This is a genomic window from Psychromonas sp. SR45-3 (assembly GCF_014163575.1).
Classification (GTDB): Bacteria; Pseudomonadota; Gammaproteobacteria; order Enterobacterales; family Psychromonadaceae; genus Psychromonas; species Psychromonas arctica.
This window is the reverse complement of sequence record NZ_JACJDP010000017.1, coordinates 25613-43165: the sequence shown is the minus strand read 5'-3', so window position 1 is coordinate 43165 and position 17553 is coordinate 25613. Positions and strand designations below refer to the sequence as shown.

The 17553-nt window shown below is 37.4% G+C and carries 17 protein-coding genes; 5 read left to right on the top strand and 12 right to left on the bottom strand.

What is annotated here, in order from left to right:
• The first annotated feature begins 71 nt into the window (after positions 1 to 71).
• Positions 72 to 647 (top strand): GTP-binding protein, encoded by a 576-nt coding sequence (locus H5084_RS10815; RefSeq protein ID WP_182690453.1) that lies wholly within the window; start codon positions 72 to 74, stop codon positions 645 to 647.
• Between the two features lie 69 nt (positions 648 to 716).
• On the opposite strand, the gene H5084_RS10810 is transcribed toward H5084_RS10815, so the two are convergent.
• Complete coding sequence (locus tag H5084_RS10810; protein ID WP_028868150.1) at positions 717 to 1547, bottom strand: HDOD domain-containing protein; 831 nt, start codon at positions 1545 to 1547, stop codon at positions 717 to 719.
• 251 nt (positions 1548 to 1798) lie between these two features.
• Positions 1799 to 4141: a fatty acid cis/trans isomerase gene (locus tag H5084_RS10805; protein ID WP_182690452.1), complete on the bottom strand. Its 2343-nt coding sequence runs from the start codon at positions 4139 to 4141 to the stop codon at positions 1799 to 1801.
• Positions 4142 to 4342: 201 nt separating this feature from the next.
• Here H5084_RS10805 and H5084_RS10800 point away from each other — a divergent pair, with 201 nt between their 5' ends.
• From H5084_RS10800 to dapB, 3 genes are read left to right on the top strand one after another with little or no spacing between them, the layout of a single operon-like run.
• Positions 4343 to 4564 (top strand): DUF1289 domain-containing protein, encoded by a 222-nt coding sequence (locus H5084_RS10800; protein WP_182690451.1) that lies wholly within the window; start codon positions 4343 to 4345, stop codon positions 4562 to 4564.
• The gene (locus H5084_RS10795; protein ID WP_182690450.1) at positions 4557 to 4883 is read left to right on the top strand and encodes a DUF2956 domain-containing protein; all 327 of its coding nucleotides are present in this window, start codon (positions 4557 to 4559) and stop codon (positions 4881 to 4883) included. Before H5084_RS10800 ends, H5084_RS10795 begins: the two co-directional genes overlap by 8 nt.
• A 19-nt stretch (positions 4884 to 4902) precedes the next feature.
• A complete protein-coding gene (gene dapB, locus H5084_RS10790; protein WP_028868154.1) occupies positions 4903 to 5634 on the top strand; it encodes a 4-hydroxy-tetrahydrodipicolinate reductase in 732 nt (243 codons plus the stop codon).
• 156 nt (positions 5635 to 5790) lie between these two features.
• Here dapB and H5084_RS10785 read toward each other — a convergent pair whose 3' ends face one another.
• The 10 genes from H5084_RS10785 to H5084_RS10740 all read right to left on the bottom strand — a co-directional run bounded on the left by H5084_RS10785 (position 5791) and on the right by H5084_RS10740 (position 16205).
• Positions 5791 to 7401, bottom strand: a complete 1611-nt coding sequence (locus H5084_RS10785) for a methyl-accepting chemotaxis protein (RefSeq protein WP_028868155.1) — start codon at positions 7399 to 7401, stop codon at positions 5791 to 5793.
• 109 nt (positions 7402 to 7510) lie between these two features.
• Positions 7511 to 8692: an MFS transporter gene (locus H5084_RS10780; protein ID WP_182690449.1), complete on the bottom strand. Its 1182-nt coding sequence runs from the start codon at positions 8690 to 8692 to the stop codon at positions 7511 to 7513.
• A complete protein-coding gene (locus H5084_RS10775) occupies positions 8693 to 9598 on the bottom strand; it encodes a cyanophycin synthetase (RefSeq protein WP_259396758.1) in 906 nt (301 codons plus the stop codon).
• Positions 9598 to 10446 carry a hypothetical protein gene (locus tag H5084_RS10770; protein WP_028868157.1) on the bottom strand — a complete coding sequence of 283 codons (849 nt, stop codon included), beginning with the start codon at positions 10444 to 10446 and terminating at the stop codon, positions 9598 to 9600. Before H5084_RS10770 ends, H5084_RS10775 begins: the two co-directional genes overlap by 1 nt.
• A 9-nt stretch (positions 10447 to 10455) precedes the next feature.
• Positions 10456 to 10956 carry a hypothetical protein gene (locus tag H5084_RS10765; RefSeq protein WP_037071208.1) on the bottom strand — a complete coding sequence of 167 codons (501 nt, stop codon included), beginning with the start codon at positions 10954 to 10956 and terminating at the stop codon, positions 10456 to 10458.
• 2 nt (positions 10957 to 10958) lie between these two features.
• On the bottom strand, positions 10959 to 11414 hold the full coding sequence (locus H5084_RS10760; protein WP_028868159.1) for a YHS domain-containing (seleno)protein: 456 nt from the start codon (positions 11412 to 11414) through the stop codon (positions 10959 to 10961).
• A gap of 292 nt (positions 11415 to 11706) precedes the next feature.
• A complete protein-coding gene (gene putP / locus H5084_RS10755; RefSeq protein ID WP_028868160.1) occupies positions 11707 to 13200 on the bottom strand; it encodes a sodium/proline symporter PutP in 1494 nt (497 codons plus the stop codon).
• 251 nt (positions 13201 to 13451) lie between these two features.
• Positions 13452 to 14444, bottom strand: coding sequence for a DUF2860 domain-containing protein (locus tag H5084_RS10750; RefSeq protein WP_182690448.1), 993 nt, complete (start codon positions 14442 to 14444; stop codon positions 13452 to 13454).
• 143 nt (positions 14445 to 14587) lie between these two features.
• A complete protein-coding gene (locus H5084_RS10745) occupies positions 14588 to 14803 on the bottom strand; it encodes a DUF3820 family protein (RefSeq protein WP_028868162.1) in 216 nt (71 codons plus the stop codon).
• Between the two features lies 1 nt (position 14804).
• A complete protein-coding gene (locus tag H5084_RS10740) occupies positions 14805 to 16205 on the bottom strand; it encodes a PLP-dependent aminotransferase family protein (RefSeq protein WP_182690447.1) in 1401 nt (466 codons plus the stop codon).
• Positions 16206 to 16312: 107 nt separating this feature from the next.
• Here H5084_RS10740 and H5084_RS10735 point away from each other — a divergent pair, with 107 nt between their 5' ends.
• Positions 16313 to 17197 carry an EamA family transporter gene (locus H5084_RS10735; protein ID WP_182690446.1) on the top strand — a complete coding sequence of 295 codons (885 nt, stop codon included), beginning with the start codon at positions 16313 to 16315 and terminating at the stop codon, positions 17195 to 17197.
• Positions 17198 to 17553 lie beyond the last annotated feature (356 nt).

Below are 17553 nucleotides of genomic sequence, written 5' to 3'. Positions count from 1 at the left end.
ATTTGAATCGAGAGTATAACTGACTACGCACTAAACATGCTACGATGTGAGTCAATTTGGAGTCTTTTTTAATGCAACAAAAAATAATTTGTCACTTGATCGCAGGTTTTTTAGGATCTGGAAAAACACATTTAATTCAACAGTTAGTTAGTTACAAGCCGGTTAATGAACGCTGGGTTATTTTAGTTAATGAGGTAGGGCAACAAGATTATCCAATGGAGCAGCTAAAGGCACACCATGTTGCGGTGAAAACCGTGCTCGGTGGTTGTTTATGCTGTACTGCAGGTATGCCTTTTCGGGTCGCTTTAAACGACATGATTAAACAACATAGACCTGATCGTATTTTTATCGAGCCCGCTGGAGCAGGTCATTTAGATAATATTAAAACATTGTTACAAGGGCAGTTTTACCAACCTATTATTCGTATTGCTGCTACGCAATGCTTATTAAATAACAAGCATTTAAACGACCCAAGTTTTGCTGAGCATGAAAATTACTTGCAACTTATCGAGCAGGCTGATGCTTTGTTAGTTTACGCAGGGGAGGCCGTTATTAAGGCGAAAGAGGTGGCTAAACCCTATAGCAAGCCATTAACTGTTTTACAGGGTAATAGGCAAGATGCTCATCTGTTAATAGACTCTTATTAGTACTTGGATGATAGCCTCATACTAACAGGCCCGTTTAAATTAAGGGCCCTGTGTAGATGTTGAAGTCGATTAATTAGCGATCAAACGACCTAATTCTTGACCATCTTCAATCATGCCTTGAAACTCTTCAACTAAACCATCTTTATTCAGTTGTATTGCCGCGACTAAAGGTTCAGGAAAGCGACCAACGATCATTTCTGGCGATAAGTTTGCACCCCATGCAAAACCCGCAAATACCGATAAGCGGATTAGAATAGCACCTTCTGACGGGTGTTCGAAAGATAATGGATCTAATTGCTGTTCAATGGCATCACAAAACACTGTTGAGAAGTCCCAATGTTTTGCTAACTCAGCACCCACTTGGGTGTAATCAAAGCCAAATATTTCACGCTGTACAGCCAAACGAGGGTCACCAGACTCAACAGCTAGTGCCACTAAGGCACATTCATCAGGTTTTAAAATTTGCAATAATAGTTCACCGATATTATGCATCATTGCGCATGTAAAGGCAGTTTCACTATTTACTTTAGTATGTTTAGCCAACGCTTTTGCAATACTGGCAGTAGTGAAGGTATCAGTCCAAAATTTGTTTTTATCAAACCCTGGAATATCAGGAAAAGTATTAGATAAAGTCGCAGCGACAACAATACTTCTAACTTGATTAAGTCCTAAACGAATAACCGCTTGCTCAATTGATTCTACCTCTTTACCACGACGATAAGCTACAGAGTTAGCCATTCGAATGACTTTTGCACTGATTGATTGATCCATTGCTACTTTTTTAGCAATGTCTTCTACTCTTGCTTCTTGATCAGAAAAACTTTCCATTAACTCAAGTAATAAAACGGGTAAAACAGGTAATTTTTTTGCTTCATTAAAAAGTTGTTTAATTTCGAGCATAAACCACCCTTATATATTGATTGTTAGACTACCAAACATAGTTTGGATTGTTATAAAATCAAATCCTAACAGCTTGTTTCTTAAATTACTTCAAAAGTAATAGTTTTTGAATATTTAGTTTCACATGCTGAGCATCAACAATAGCGACTGCACACAACTCAAATACCGAGCTCATAATATGAATGACTTTTATTTAATAACATTAACTTTTGTTATTTGGCATATGAAAAATAACAAAAGTTACAAAAAAATTACTTATTAACCAGTCTATTATAATCAAAAAGACCATATTCAATAGGATCTTGCTGTAAATATAATTGGTGTAATCGGTCACTCACAGACCAGAATGCAGGATTACTTCTACGCACGCCATAACGGGTCATTAACGCTTGAAATTTCTGAATAGTATTAGCTTGAATGAATGCGCTAACAAAATGGCTTTTATCACGCGCTGATACTTTAAAAATTAAACCAGGATAAGTGCCAAGAAAGCCTTTTATTAACTCAGCCGTATCCTGCAAAGGTAATCGATTTGCTCTTTCATTCAATAAGCTAGAAACATTTTTATGTTCATTGTGACGTAATAATGTATACACCCTATCTCCCTGCTCTTGATCCTCGATAAGCACAAAGGAAACTTGAGGCAGTGCTAATACCACTTCATTATCCAATATGCTCAATCGTTTTAATTCAATATCGTCTTCTGAGATCCTATATTGTTGATTTTTTTTCTGTAGCATCGGAGCTTCATACACATATTGCTTAAGACGAGTTAATAACTCTTCTTTTGGAAATTGTGTTTCAAAATCGATACCTGAAGGGCGATTGTAAAATAAGTTTTTATCTTCTAAATAATCACTCAACTCCTTAGTCGAACCTAAATACCAGCTTGCTAAGGTCGACTTTCTAAATTCAGTAGGAATAAAAGAGATAAAGTTTGTTTCGGATTCAATGCGTAAAAAGTCCATGTACAATCGAGTGGTCAATTGATGGCCAACATTGCCATAAACGTCAAAACCAGCCACTAATAAATAGTGAATACGCTCTAAAATAGGGTAATCAATTATCCAAGCTGTTTTAGGCTGTTTGCCAACCGCGCCTTTTAACACCGTTGCACTGTCGATATGCCTAAAAATAGTCAATGCTGCGTTCTCATCACCTGACCAAATATCATCTAATGTCAGGCCTTTTTCGTGGTCCATATTTTGGTGAATATAGTTACTCTTAGCTTTAAAATACGCAGTATTCCCTTCTGCATAAGATAACCATTCTGTCAGTGATAAATTGGTACTACTTGATTCAGCAGGTAACCTTAAATTCTTAGCTTGTTCATAAACAAAGTCATCTATTCGTGGATTTTCATTTATGTCAGGGTTAACAAAGAACACCCAGAATTTATCATTAATCACATTTACCGCAACTTGACCACGACAAACAGGACCTTTTATAAACCCGCTAATCGTGAAATGAGCCTCTTTAAGCATAAACTCATAACGCGCGCTAACAGGGATATCTTTAAATACTAAAAATGGATTAAAGTTTTGATAGTCAGGTAAAGTTTGCACTGTAAATTTCGCGTTATAGAATAATTTATCCCATTGTTTTTCTAGTTTTTGATTAAAAACATAGGGTAAATTAGTTTTAGCTAATGTGGTTGCTCTATCCAATACTAAGCGATAATAAACACGTTCAACTTTTGGATCGTCATAGGGACGTCGTGTGGGAATGATTTTTACCGGTTCACCAGAAGGCGTATATGAACGGATCAATTTAAAGAAACGTGGCGGGCTTTGTGCACTGATCGGTTGTGCATCAAAATAAACATGCGCTAAAAAGAGATGTTCATAAATATAACGCGCGACTAACTGTTCTTTCAACGAGTTACCATTTAACTTTCTCTCCCAATGCTCAACTAACGCAAGATGCTGTGCTGACAGCGGTAATGGGGCTGACATTGGAGCACCTCGCCCAATCCACTGTTCCAGTGTTTTAAATTCATCATTACTTAGATTAGGTAAGCCATAGGGCATGCCTGCTAATGGAAAGTCTTCTTTATAGTCCTCTACTTGATTAATATCAGGACACTGGTCTTGACGATTTAATCCGTAATTAAATTCTGCGGGTAAAATACCTTGAGGCTGTGGATGTTGCTCTTTTTGTAATAGCAATTTGTACATAACACTACCTTGCAAGTTGGCAAGTAGTGTTTGATCTCGTTCATTTAATACGGAACTAAAGCCTTGTTTTCTCCATTCATCTGTCTCATGGGCGTCTACAAATAAACGCGAAGGCTGGGCGCCCAATAGGCGCTCGCCATTGTACACCTTATGCTTACTGGCTCCACGATCAATACCTTCAGGCGATGACAACTTTAATTGGCAAGGTGCATCATAACAACCATGACAAACAACACATCGACTTTCAAGAATAGGCATTACCTGTTCACGATATTGCTGAGCTAAAGTATCCTCAACGGGTAACTGTCTTGGTCTTGTTTTATCGCTACCGTAATCTTTTTCGAGTTGATCCGACGCATCGGAACAAGCACTCACAAGAACGCTAGTTAGTAGGATAATTAATACTTTAAAAGTCATGAATACGTTCTCTAAAATTGTTAGTATGTGTCATTAATTGATCAAAACTGATGTTAGCAATTATCCGATCGACTAGACAGATCGGTAGAGTATCAATGCTAAATAACCTCAGTTTCGGATAAGCAGAGTAGTATAACACAGCGATTTCCGCGAATATCTAGGTTAAACCATCTACCAATAGCTAGAGACAGGATACAAAGAATGAAATTTAGCCCATGCACCAGCGACTGCACTACTGACGAAGACAAATGCTACGGATGTGGCAGAAGCCGCGATGAAATACGTGAAACACAAGCGATCACAAAATTATTAGTCGAGCATTTAGTCAAATACGACTATGACGATCCTGAAAATTTTTTAGAGAATATTAAAAATAAAGTAATCAAACGCTCTACAAAAATCAAAGAAGAAAATAATGGTTAAAAAGCATAAACATCAGGTCTCACCAGAAACCCAAGATGAAGCGCTTGCGATGGCAAAGAAAGTACAGAAGCCAGGACAAACTAAAGAGCAAACTAAATTAATTGCTTTAGGGATCCAAAAAGGCATCGCTGAATATAAAAAGCTTGCCAAAAGTAAGCAACGTGAAGCAGATAAAGCTAAAAAGAAAAAAGCCTCCAACAATGAGACAGAGTCTGATCTCGATAGCAATGATGATAGGCCTGCGACCTACTGGTTGCCTTGGGGTTTATTAGCACTAAGTTGGGTTGGGTTTATTGGTTATCATTTTTTAACACTATAAATGTAGTAAAGGAAGAATCATGGTTAAAGTAATTGTAAACGGCGCAAAAGGTCGTATGGGTGGTGAAGCAGTTAAAGCCGTTAATAATGACAGCGAATTAGAATTAGTTGCAGCGTGTGACTTTGGTGATGACTTAGCTGCATTGATTAAACAAACAGGCGCGCAGGTTGTTGTTGATTTAACAGCTGCTTCTGCAGGATTTAATAATACCCAAACGATTCTTAATGCGGGTGCTTGTCCGGTTATTGGTACCAGTGGTTTCCTTGAGCATCAAGTAGAAGAGTTGCAAGCACTTGCAAAAGAAAAGCAATTGGGTGGATTGATTGCACCTAATTTTTCACTAGGTGCGGTCTTAATGATGAAGTTTGCCGTACAAGCTGCTAAATACTTACCTGATGTAGAAGTCATTGAAGCACATAGTCCACAAAAAGAAGAAAGCCCATCTGGCACAGGTATTCGTACTGCAGAATTAATTGCAGCTGCGCGCACCAAAGCAGCTACACCTTGCAGCGATAAAGAATTACTTGAAGGCGCACGTGGCGCTGAATTAAATGGTGTTAAATTACATTCAATTCGGTTACCGGGTGTGGTTGCACAACAAACTGTCTTTTTTGGCGGATTAAGCGAAACATTAAAAATTGAACATAATTCTCAGCATCGTGAATCTTTTATGCCAGGTATTTGTTTAGCCTGTAAAGAAGTAGTTAAACGTTCTGAGTTGGTTTATGGCTTAGAATATTTAATGGACTAAAGACACTAGATGATACCGTCTGACTTAGGCTACTCGAATGTGGCTTAGCTGAAGTAAGTGAGATAAGCCATATAAATAATAACAAAATGCCCTTTAAACTACTTGTTTAAAGGGCATTTTTTATTGCTAGATCCACTTTAAGTCAACATAACATTTCTAATGTTGAAATACCGATAACGTTTGATCAACGCGTTTTGCGGTTGCTAATAACTCATCACTCTTGCTCATTAGACGATCACTCGCAAGTTCGTTCTGACGAGCAATATTCATTATCTCAGTCGCATTGTTAGCAACTAAGTCACTTTCCTGTGACTGATGGATAGTTAGGTCAGCTAATGAACGCAAGCTTTGCTTAGACTGTTCAGCTTCTTGCTGCATGTTTTCTAAAGGTACGATAATACTTTCAATTAATAACACACCTTTTTCAATCCGCGATTCACTCTCAGTAATTTCAGTTTCTACTTGATTCGTTTGTTTCTTCATGGTGCTGATCACTTCATCAATATTCATCGTCACTTCAGCAGTTCGGCTAGCGAGTACGCGCACTTCGTCAGCCACAACCGAGAAACCTCGACCAAATTCTCCTGCACGTGCAGCTTCAATAGAAGCATTTAACGCCAGCAAGTTAGTTTGGTCGGCAATTTCTCGAATATGATTAATCGCATTAGAAACTTGAAGTGAACTCTCACTAAGTCGGGCGACTGAAGCGGTAGATTGCGAAATAGAAACGGCAATATCTTTAATAGAGTGGCTAGCCTCAGTGACCGATTTCACTCCTTGCTCAGAAAGTTGCTGCGTTTTCTCAGCTTGTGATTCGATGTGTTTCACATCTTCTGAGGTTTGTTTAATACCTACGGATAAAGAAACAATACTGTCATTGATGTGACCTGAACGCTGACATTGCTCAGTCAGTGCACTTTTCATATCGGCAGCTTGTAATAAAATATCGTTAGCATTGTCATGCACCAATTTTGCATCACTATCAACATCAGAGATCATCGATTTGAGCTGATTTTGCATATGCGACATACTTGATAATAAATGACCAAATTCATTGTTATCTCCCTGCGGGATCGACTTTGAAAGGTCTCCGGCAGCAATACTGGCAATAGCGGTTACCGATTGATTTAAAGGTAAGGTAACGCTACTGATAATTTTGTAAGTCATCAACACTCCAACCAATAATGCTGCACCACCTAATAGCAACATAATAAATAGCGCATTCTCAGTCATTGTTAAGATGCTCTCTTGGCGGTCATTCATCGATTTTTGTTGTTTTTGTTTAAACGATGACATTGCTGATAATAAGGCATTAAGCGCATCACGTGTTGAGCCCGCCATCATCGAACGAGCTTGCTCTGGGTCGCCAAACTCAATTTCATCTACCGTGGCAAAAAACTGATGGTGGTACTCTTTTCTCAGATCCATAATGGTACTGAGCGAGGTTTTATCCGTTTCTGAAATTAATAATGCTTCAATTTTTTGTATTACTTCATCTATCTGCTTATTTTTTCTATCGATATCTTTGTATACTTTGGTTCGCAGAGACTGTTCTTCTAATATAAACAGCAGTAATAAGCTCCCTGCAACACTTTCAGCCTGAATATTAACTTCTCCTGCTAACTCGGCACGCAACACATCACCTTCAACAATGTTGCGAACTTGAGAAGCTGTATGATCAAAACGAACACCAGAAAAGACTAGCATGCCCAGCATAAAAATAAGAATCATTGAGTGGCTTAATATCAGTCGATATTTAATAGGCATGTTCATTCCTTAAAAAGATAAAAATTATTTCCAACTATCAGGATAGTCTATTTAAATCAAAATGCTGAAAATTAATCATTAGCTGATCAATATCTACTCAGGTTTTATATTAATGAATATTCAGGCTTGATATGGCTTTATGGCGGCCATATAGAAAATAGATAAATACGAGAGGAATGGACAAGTAATACAGCGTTTGCAATTGATTTACAGCGTTATCTTCAAGAGGAACAAATAATGCAATTAAGCTGAAAAACAAGATCAACATAAATTGCGAGTAATAACTTTTACAAATGATGTAATAAGTGGGTTGATGTTGACGAGCAATATCATAAAAGCGCTTATTAAACGCAAGTCGGAAAAAGTTACTCAAAAAGGCCACTAATAATAAGCCTATATACAACATTACATTATTTATATCTTGGCTTAGCTCCGCTCTAATAAACCAAGAACAGGCATATCCAATAACGGCAAAGCTATAGATTAGCTGAGTATTTACACGATCAATCTGTTTTTTTATAAAGAAAAAAATCAGTGCTAATAACAAACTCAGTGCCACAATAATTAAACCTAACCGCATTACATTAGCTTGCGTCAGCAAATAAATCGTTAACACCCAAAAATAACTTTCTAAAAATAGAAATAAACCATCAACGACAAAAATAAGTGCCGATTTATTCGTGTCTTTGAATTGAATTATTTGTTTTAACGTAAATGCGGGGACTTGCTTTAAGGAATATAACTGACGGTTACTTTGTAGACTTTTATTAACCCAATAAAAACCTATTAATGATAAGACAAAAGATAGGGTTAGCAAACCAGCAAAATAGGCCATGCCAAGCAAATAACTGCCCACTAACACGCCAATTTTTAATGCAAAAACGACAAGTATTTGAAAGTTACCAAACGTATTGCCTGTATTTTTATCTTCCGTAATAGCTTGAAATAAAAGACGCTGAGTGGACCAATAAAAGCAGCCCGCCATGCCATTAATGAATGCACCCAACGTCACCAGTAAGCTTTGTTGATCCCACACTAATAGCGCAACAAAACACCCCTGAAAAATAAACGAGCAGCTTATTAGCTTACGCCACTGGTGCTGTGCACGTAATCTATCCCAGTAATATAATGCGCATAAAAACCCCACCGAGGTCAGCGCCACAAAATACGCAATATCACTAATGGTTAAGCCTTTATCCCATAAAATAACAGGAATGAATAAAGGCAATAACCCTAATAAAAAGGAATGAAAACCAGTAAATAGATAAAATGTTCGTGCTAAAGACGACATTTAAAAGGTATCAGACTGTTTAATCTCTAGCGCATCTAATTGAGAGAATTGTTCACTTAAGTCTTCGGCCTTACCATACCGAGGATAAGCATGCATTTTTAAATAAGGGCGCGAATTGACTTCAAGGAAAATACACTTCTGTTGGCGGTAATCGTATTCAATTCCCTTTTCTAAAATCACATCAATACCTAAAATATTGGCATCAAATAAAGTCAGCACTTGTTTAAATAATTGATTATTAGCTCCAGGTAGTAACTGTTTATTAATCACTTCCACCACACCGCCCGGTGCTAATGAGATGCGATAAAATAAAGTAACACGTTGCTCTGCAGCAGGCACAGACTCAAAGTTTAAACCTTGTTTCGCTAAAAAACCTTTAGTTTGCACGCTTTCTTTTAGCGGGTAAATAACCGGGTATAGCTGCATTTGTTCACGAATTGCATTTTCTTTTTGCATTAATTCACGAATAGTCGACGTACCGTCGCCTTTGACTGCAGGAGCGTAGCGTTGTAATACAGAGACTATTTCGCCGTTAGCGACAACAACACGATAGTTACTGCCTTCAAGGTATTGCTCAACAACCGTAAATGGCCACCAAAGTTTAGCTAAAAAAATAGCTTTCCATAATTCTTTGTAATCGCGAATGGGAAAATGACTACCTCGAGAAAAGCCACTCACATTAGGTTTAATCACAAGCGGAAAGCCATATTGCTTAGCGAAACGTATCGCCGCAAAAGGGTTTAAAAAGATCAAACCTTGCGCATGAGGGATGTTACCTTGCTTAAATTTATCACGCGCTTGCTCTTTACTACGGCAGCCTCTTCGTACTTCTAAGCTATTATAATTACTGCAACCACCCATGAATTTTTTGCTGATCCATGCATATATTATTTTTTTAAGGTTCATTAAGAAAGCTCTTTTTTTGTACTTGATTTCAATAATCGAGCACATTGTAATTTTTGAAAGAAAACCGATTTTATTGCTTGAGAAGCTGGAATGTCTTTAGTCACTAAAGCCAATTGCTTCATGCTTGAAAATACAAATTTTAACTGCGCCTTAAAACTCAGCTCATCCGTTAATAAGATGAGCGGCATAGGCACATAAACATTAATTTCAACAATAGAAAATTGCCCATCAAGTAATGCTTCTATCGAGTCAGCTCTAGCGCAATAACGTGCAATTCTAAAAGGCCCTATTGCAGCAAACATCGATTCTATTTTTTGTACTTGATGTGTATTTAATAACGGCATACAAGATTTATAAAAAGTATCCTTATTATAAATACCATTAACAGGCATCTCATCACCACTGTTATTGCAGGTTTCAGTGACCGAAATAATAGCAGCTGAATGATTGGTTTTAGCGCCAGGGATATAAAATATCTCAAACTCACGCTTACCTTTTGCCGCTGCTTGTATTAAGTAACGAGGACCATTTTCTGTACGCTGCTCACGGTGTTCTTTCAAGGCTTGCTGATTATCAACACGACAAACGCCCTGTGAGTTCTGCCCCCATTCCGGTTTAAGGAATACGGGGTATTGCTCTGGTTGTTTATTGCCTTGTTCCGCACCTTGATCAACAAACTGTGTGAGTCGCCATTTTTCAGGTATCAACAGGTCCATATCTAATTTAGAAAAGAGATGGCGATGCTCATTAAAATAATTAGCATTGAGTTGAAAGTACTTCCACGGCGCGATCAAAAATCGACAGCACCATAAAATATAAGAAAGTACCAGCAGTATACGTATTAACAATGTGGTCCCTTATTGAGTTATTTTACTTTTATAATCACGGTAATTAGCCACAAAAAGAACAAAACCTAATATTAAAATAGAAACAGCAGCATAAAATAAACTACCACCATCACTCTGTCCTTCATGAATAACTTCAATACCTAATGGGGTAAATAAGTGGAAGAAAGCAGCGCCACCCATGACACCCGAGGCCATCAATCCGCCAAGCGCATGTAATAAACTTCTGCTAGGTGCACATTGTAATAGTTTAACTTTTTTCAGTAACCAAAAAACAACCGGTAATAATAAAATAACTGAAGTAACCAGCTCAACAAAACCAACTGCATATGAGCCATAGTTTGCAAACCATGTGCCTATCGAGTCCCCTAGAATACCTTGCATCCAAGCACCAATCATTCCGAAAATATGTTGTGTATCAGGATGTAATGTAAACTTGTAGGGTAGCGATAATAAAAAAACTTTTGCAATCCACAGCACCACTATCCAGCTAAAAACAGGTAAAATTCTCATTATTATTCCTTGTCCAATTTAGCCCAGTTAAGATCGGCTTGTTTAATAAAATTGTCTTTATCAGCAGCCCATGAATCTTGCACAGACTGATCATAATTTAAATACAGTTTATCATTATAAACGGTCCAAAATGGTGGGTTGCCCGGTGCAGTTTCATTGCCTGCTATCGCCCATGCACAATAACCACCATATTGTGGTGCATACTTTTCTGGATCACCTTTAAACAAAGCTAAATTTTCTTGGCTTGAAAAGTACCAATCCGCGCCTTTATATTCAAGCTGGTACTTACTGCTACCTTCTACCGGTTTTTGCTCAGTAAAATAAGCAACAACATCATATCCCGAGACCGCTTTATTACTAAAGAATCCAGTATGTATTGCATCAGCAGCATTCGCACTTTGAAAAAGAGCAAAGCTCATTAATGTGATAACTTGTAAGATTGAGAGTATTTTTTTCATGTTCAGTTCCACCCTTTTAAAAATAATATAATCTACAAGACCTGAAAGACCCTAATTTTATTGCTTCTTTTATTAAAAAAATACAAATTATATGAATGGCATGCATAAAAAGGTAAATATTTATGGCTTTTACGAACATTCATTTAATTAACTCTAGTTATTAATCAATGCGTTAACACCAAAAACCACAATCAATAATTTTTCTAAAAGTAACAGAAAAAAAAGCCCACTTAATTGCTTAAGTGGGCTTTCGAGTCATAAACGCTATATTATGTTTAAATTAATCTTACACTTATAACACTGATAACTTATCTTTCATTTCTTGGTGTTTAGCTAACATAGTTGTACTCGGTGCAGCTGTCATTAAACTAGCTACCACGATTGAAATAGTAGCAAAAATAATACCAGGGACAATCTCGTAAACGTCAAACCAACCGCCACTTAATTGTTTCCAGACCACAATTGTTACACCACCTACAACAATACCCGCTAGCGCGCCTAAACGATTCATGCGAGACCAGAATAAACTTAATACAATCACAGGACCAAATGCGGCACCAAAACCAGCCCATGCATATGACACTAAACCAAGTACTGAGCTTTCAGGGTTAAAGGCTAAAGCTAATGCAATAAGTGATAAACCAACGACACCTAGGCGCCCAACTAATACTATTTTTTCAGAGCTAGCTTCAGGATTAATATGCTGTTTATAGAAATCCTCCGCCAATGCAGAAGAAGAAACAAGTAACTGTGAATCCGCTGTACTCATAATAGCCGCTAGGATCGCCGCTAATAAAATACCCGCGATCACAGGGTGGAACATACCATTCACTAGAATCATAAAGATAGTTTCGCTATCTTCTAATACACCACCTAAATTCGCATCCACATAGGTGATCCCAATCAGACCAACAGCAATAGCACCCATAATTGAAAGTGCAGTCCAAATCACTGAAATACGACGAGCGGTAGTTAACGATTTATTACTACTTGCTGCTTGGAAACGCGCTAAAATATGAGGTTGTCCAAAGTAACCTAAGCCCCATGCAACTAGTGAAATAATAGCGATGGCACTCATTGGTGTACCATCATTGTTAGTAAAAGCATCTAACAATTCAGGGTTCTTAGCCGTTAATGTTGCCGCTAAATCACTTACCGATCCATCTATTGCAAGAATAGGCACCAGCAGTAATGCCGCAGCCATCAATAGACCTTGCACTAAATCAGTCCAAGATACCGCTAAGAAACCACCAAACAAGGTATAAGAAACAACACAAACCGTACCGATAATTACAGCGAGCTGATAGTTGAGGTCAAAAACAGTTTGGAATAACTTACCGCCAGCTACTAAACCCGCGCTGGTGTAAAAAAGGAAAAATAGCAGAATAAAAAACGCAGACATCGTTTGTAATAATTTACTTTTATCTTCAAAGCGACGCGCAAAATAATCTGGTAAGGTTAATGAATCATTAGTAATAATGGTGTAGGTACGTAAACGCTTTGAACAAATAAGCCAATTTAACCAACTACCCACTAATAAACCACCAGCTAACCAAAGAGAGCCGTAACCAGCCACTAATGCATACCCAGGTAAACCTAACAACAACCAACCACTCATGTCAGATGCACCAGCAGATATTGCCGTTGGCCAAGGTCCGAGTTGACGTCCACCTAAAAAATAATCCGAAGAATTAACTGTTTTTCGAAAAGCCCAATAACCAATCCCCATCATCATCGCTAAATAAAGGATGAAGGTTCCAATCACTGCAAAATTTTGTTCTATCATAAGATTTAAACTCCTTAACACTTCCTGTGATAATTTGTATTTCCAAACAACTATCATTCCTTAAATGTTGTTTATAACAATACCTTAACAAATTAGCCTGTGAATAATTTACTTTAGTGAATTTAAACTCAGATTTAAGTAAAAATCAGCTCCTTGAAAGTTTTTTTTGTGATCTTGCGCAGATAATATAAAAATAATTTATTCAAACATATCATTATAAAATTAAACAATATGCTTGAAAAATAAGCATATTAATAGCGATAAACCATTCCCGTTGAAATAATAACGCCTTTGCTATCATAGAAAGCTATATCTGAATTTTCTTGATTATATCCAAGCATCATGGTCCAGCTCCAATGCTGCCAATCAAATGGACGCTGATAGAAATAAAGACTGAAAATGCCTGCATGTGTTAAATCTTGCTTATCATTAAAAATAGGATTTTCTTGTTTATAAAGACGCACACCGGCATTAATAGTGGTGATTAAAGTATGTCTTTGCTTGAATAATAAAAGCGACAGTTGACCCGTATATTGATCATAACTATTTGCATCCCCATCGGCATTTCGATTAGTATATTGAAAAGCCGGCTTCAGTAATACACCCTGAGATATAGGAAATGAGCTTCCTACCTCAACACGTTGATATAAGCTATCACGTTTTAACAACGCTATTTCAGAGGTATCACTTAATTGGCTCTGACCACTTAATTCATCGTCGATACTACTGCTTGCTATCGCGTATTTAAAAGTGAGCCCAGTACCTAAAATATTATCAACAGCAATTCGAGCACCACCGACTTTTTGATCAGTGCTTTGCCTTTTTGTATTAGTAACAAAAGGGTCTTCCCAAGTTTCATTGAATAAAGATAATTTAGGAAAAACGGCAACCGTTAATTTACTTTGATCTGCAAACTGATGGATCATGCCAAGTTCATATTGGAATTTTGCAGTACTAACTTGTTCGCGGCTATTGCCTAGATAGAATTGGGTGTTAAGGTTTTCTAAGGTGTATTGGATCCGCCCTAATGGATACACAAGTACTGATGAGTTAGATTGGCCACTATTATTTAAATCGTTAGTGATTTCATTATCATGATCAGTATCAAACTGTGATTCTCCTACGCTGTAGCCAGCATTAACGCTTAATGTCAACTCCCAGCCCGCTTCTTTACTGAGTGGTTGAGCGATAACAGAACAACTTATAAAAATACCCGCGGTTAAACCGCCTATTGCTTTTAACATTATCTTTATCCCCTATTGAAGTGTTTGCTTACTGTACTGCTTTATTAATATGTTTACCTGTAGCAATAAAACCAATACGTAATTTTTTTTAAATTAGCTCTTTTTTCATTACTTTAAAGAATCAAAACATGATCATGACGAAGTTATTTGATTAAGGGGGCAAGCATTTTTTCTAATCCATTTAATTTTACTTCGTACATTAACGCCAACTGCTCACCTAATTTACCTTCTGGAAAGCCTTTACCGTGAAACCACACTAAATAAGGCTCAGGTAAATGAATTAGCTTACGGCCTGCGTATTTACCAAATGGCATGGTTTGATTAATTGCATCACTTAATGCACGAGGGTTATCTAACATATTATTCCTTTGAGCAGGTGTTGACTAAGGTAATGAGTTGTTTTAATTTTAATTCAATCTCTGAAGCACTGATCTTAAAGCCAATATTTAGGCGAAAGCAATGCTTATATAAACCCAACGTACTAAAGCTTTCACCAATGCGTACATCTAATTGCTTTTCAATCGCTAGCTTTCTTAATCTAAACGTATTTAAATTGTCCACTTCAATCCATAAAACAAACCCACCAGCCGGTTGACTTATCTTACTATTAAGCGGCAAATTTTGTTGTAAATAGGTAGTAAACTGCAATGTTTGCTGAGCGAGGTGTAAGCGTATCTTTTTGAGATGGTTAAGGTAATCACCACGTTGAATAAAATCTGCTATTGCGAGTTGTAAAGGCGAAGTAATACCTTGATTCGCAAATAATCGTTGTTGTAAATAAGCTTGCAAATAACGACCTGGTAAACACCACCCTAACCGGTAACCAGCCGCAATAGTCTTAGAAATAGATCCACACCATAGGATATACCCCTCTGTGTCCCAATGCTTTGCAGGCAAAGGAAGGACTTTTTTATAACCCAATTCGAGATACACATCATCTTCAATAATAGGAATTTTATAATGAGTCGCCAGCTCAACTAACCTTTGCTTTTGCAATGGTGTCATTGAGGTTCCCTGTGGATTCATATGTGAAGTGCAAAATAATCCCGCCTTTATTGACCCTAAATGCATTTGTTTCTGTAACTGATCAAGGTCTATCCCCTCTTGCACAGAAGGGATCTCAACAACTCGACGCTTCATAACGCCTAATAATTCCAATAAACCTGAGAAACAAGGCGAACTAATTGCGACGGCATCTCCCTCTTCAGTGATTATTTCAATTGCACTGCGTATAGCATCCAAACAACCGTGAGTGATCACACAATCTTCAGCAGAAAAATGAAAATCGATTCTTTTGAAATGATCACTTAAGCTTTCTCGCAATACCGGTTCTCCCTGCGGAGCAGGATAGTGACTGAGATGATTGCCTTGACGTTTCATTGCTCGCCGAAAAGATCCCTGTAATTTATCGATAGGAATTAACCCAGGATCGTAACGTGCAATACCTAAGGGGCAAGGATCAACAAAAGGATTATAGATAGCAGGTAAATGCGGTTTAGTAATGCTACTCGTAAAAGATACAAAACTCGGCCTAGATGACTGGTCCATTAATGGTGATTGCTGCGCAACATAATATCCCGACTGAGCTTTAGCCACCAACCAGCCTAATGATTCAAGGTGTTGGTAACAGTTTAAAGCCGTCGTCATACTCACATTGTGTAACTGTTTAAATTTACGTAATGACGGCATTTTAGCATGTAATGCTAATTGCCCAGATTCGATCTGCTGCACACACTGTGTCGCTAATTGTATATAACGCATAAAACTGTACCGCCCATAAAATTGAAATTTGTATCTGTTATCTTTTTTAGTTTGTTTGATAATACTCACAAGCGCAAGCACACCTCATTTAAAATAAAGGGTCGATGATGAAAAAAAATGATTTGATACTAGGTATCTTAGTAATGATTGTCTGGGGATTAAATTTCTCTGTAATCAAATTGGGTGTCAGTGAAATTGATCCTTTATTATTAACCGCATTAAGGTTCACACTAGCAACATTACCGGCTATATTTTTTGTTAAAAAACCAAATGTTTCATGGTGGTATCTGATCATTTATGGATGGTTATTCGCAATTGGTATTTGGGGTATGGCGACATGGTCTATCGAAGCGGGTTTAAGTGCTGGTATGGCATCAGTATTGCTACAAATGAATGTAGTATTCGGTTTATTCTTAGGTTATTTTTTACTAAAAGAACCGCTGCCAATTAATAAAGTCATTGGCAGCGGTATTGCTTTAGCAGGGTTATTATTAAGCTTAACCGTCACTGACGGTTCAGTAACTCAACTAGGGTTAATGTTAATATTATTCGCTGCTATATCGTGGAGTTTAGCGAGCATCACAGTCAAAAAAGCGGCAACCAAACAAATCTTTGCCTTTAGTTTATGGGCGATGGCTTTTGCACCTGCTCCTTTGTTTCTTATCGTCTATTTACAATCAGGTAGCGATGTTTTTGTACAACTGCCAGAACAACTCAATGAACGGGTCATTTTCTCTGTATTATTTCAAGCGTATCCGGTTACTTTATTAGGGTATTGGATTTGGAATCGTTTATTAGTGACTTATCCATTAACAACGGTTGCTCCCCTCACTTTATTAGTGCCCGTGTTTGGATTATTAGGGGGGGTATTGTTTTACCAAGAGACGGTAGGTCTGATTAAGTTGATTGCTTTTTTATGTGTGATCAGCGGAATTTTAATTAGTTTTGTTAATACTAAATTGATCACTAAACTGAAATCGCGATACATTTGAGTTACTTAACCTCAACCCGGGGTAATAAATACAAAATTAATATCATAATCAATTAGTTATAATTTCTCACAATACAGTTTTGTGTAGTTCAAGGCAAATCAGCATAGCAATAACTGATTATTGATAGCTGATTTAACACAGAAATACACGGAAATAGCTGCGCTGTATCGGTTGGATGATCCCGAGCTGAGGTTGCTTATTAAAGTAGTGAGTTGAAACAGAATATTGAAGCATTTTACTGACTAAAATATACGACCAGTGGGATAACACTTTTATCGACGTCTGATGCATTAAAGAATTAACGGATTTACTATAAAAAACAGGTAAACTAGATCCGCTTTATCACCTTATTAATA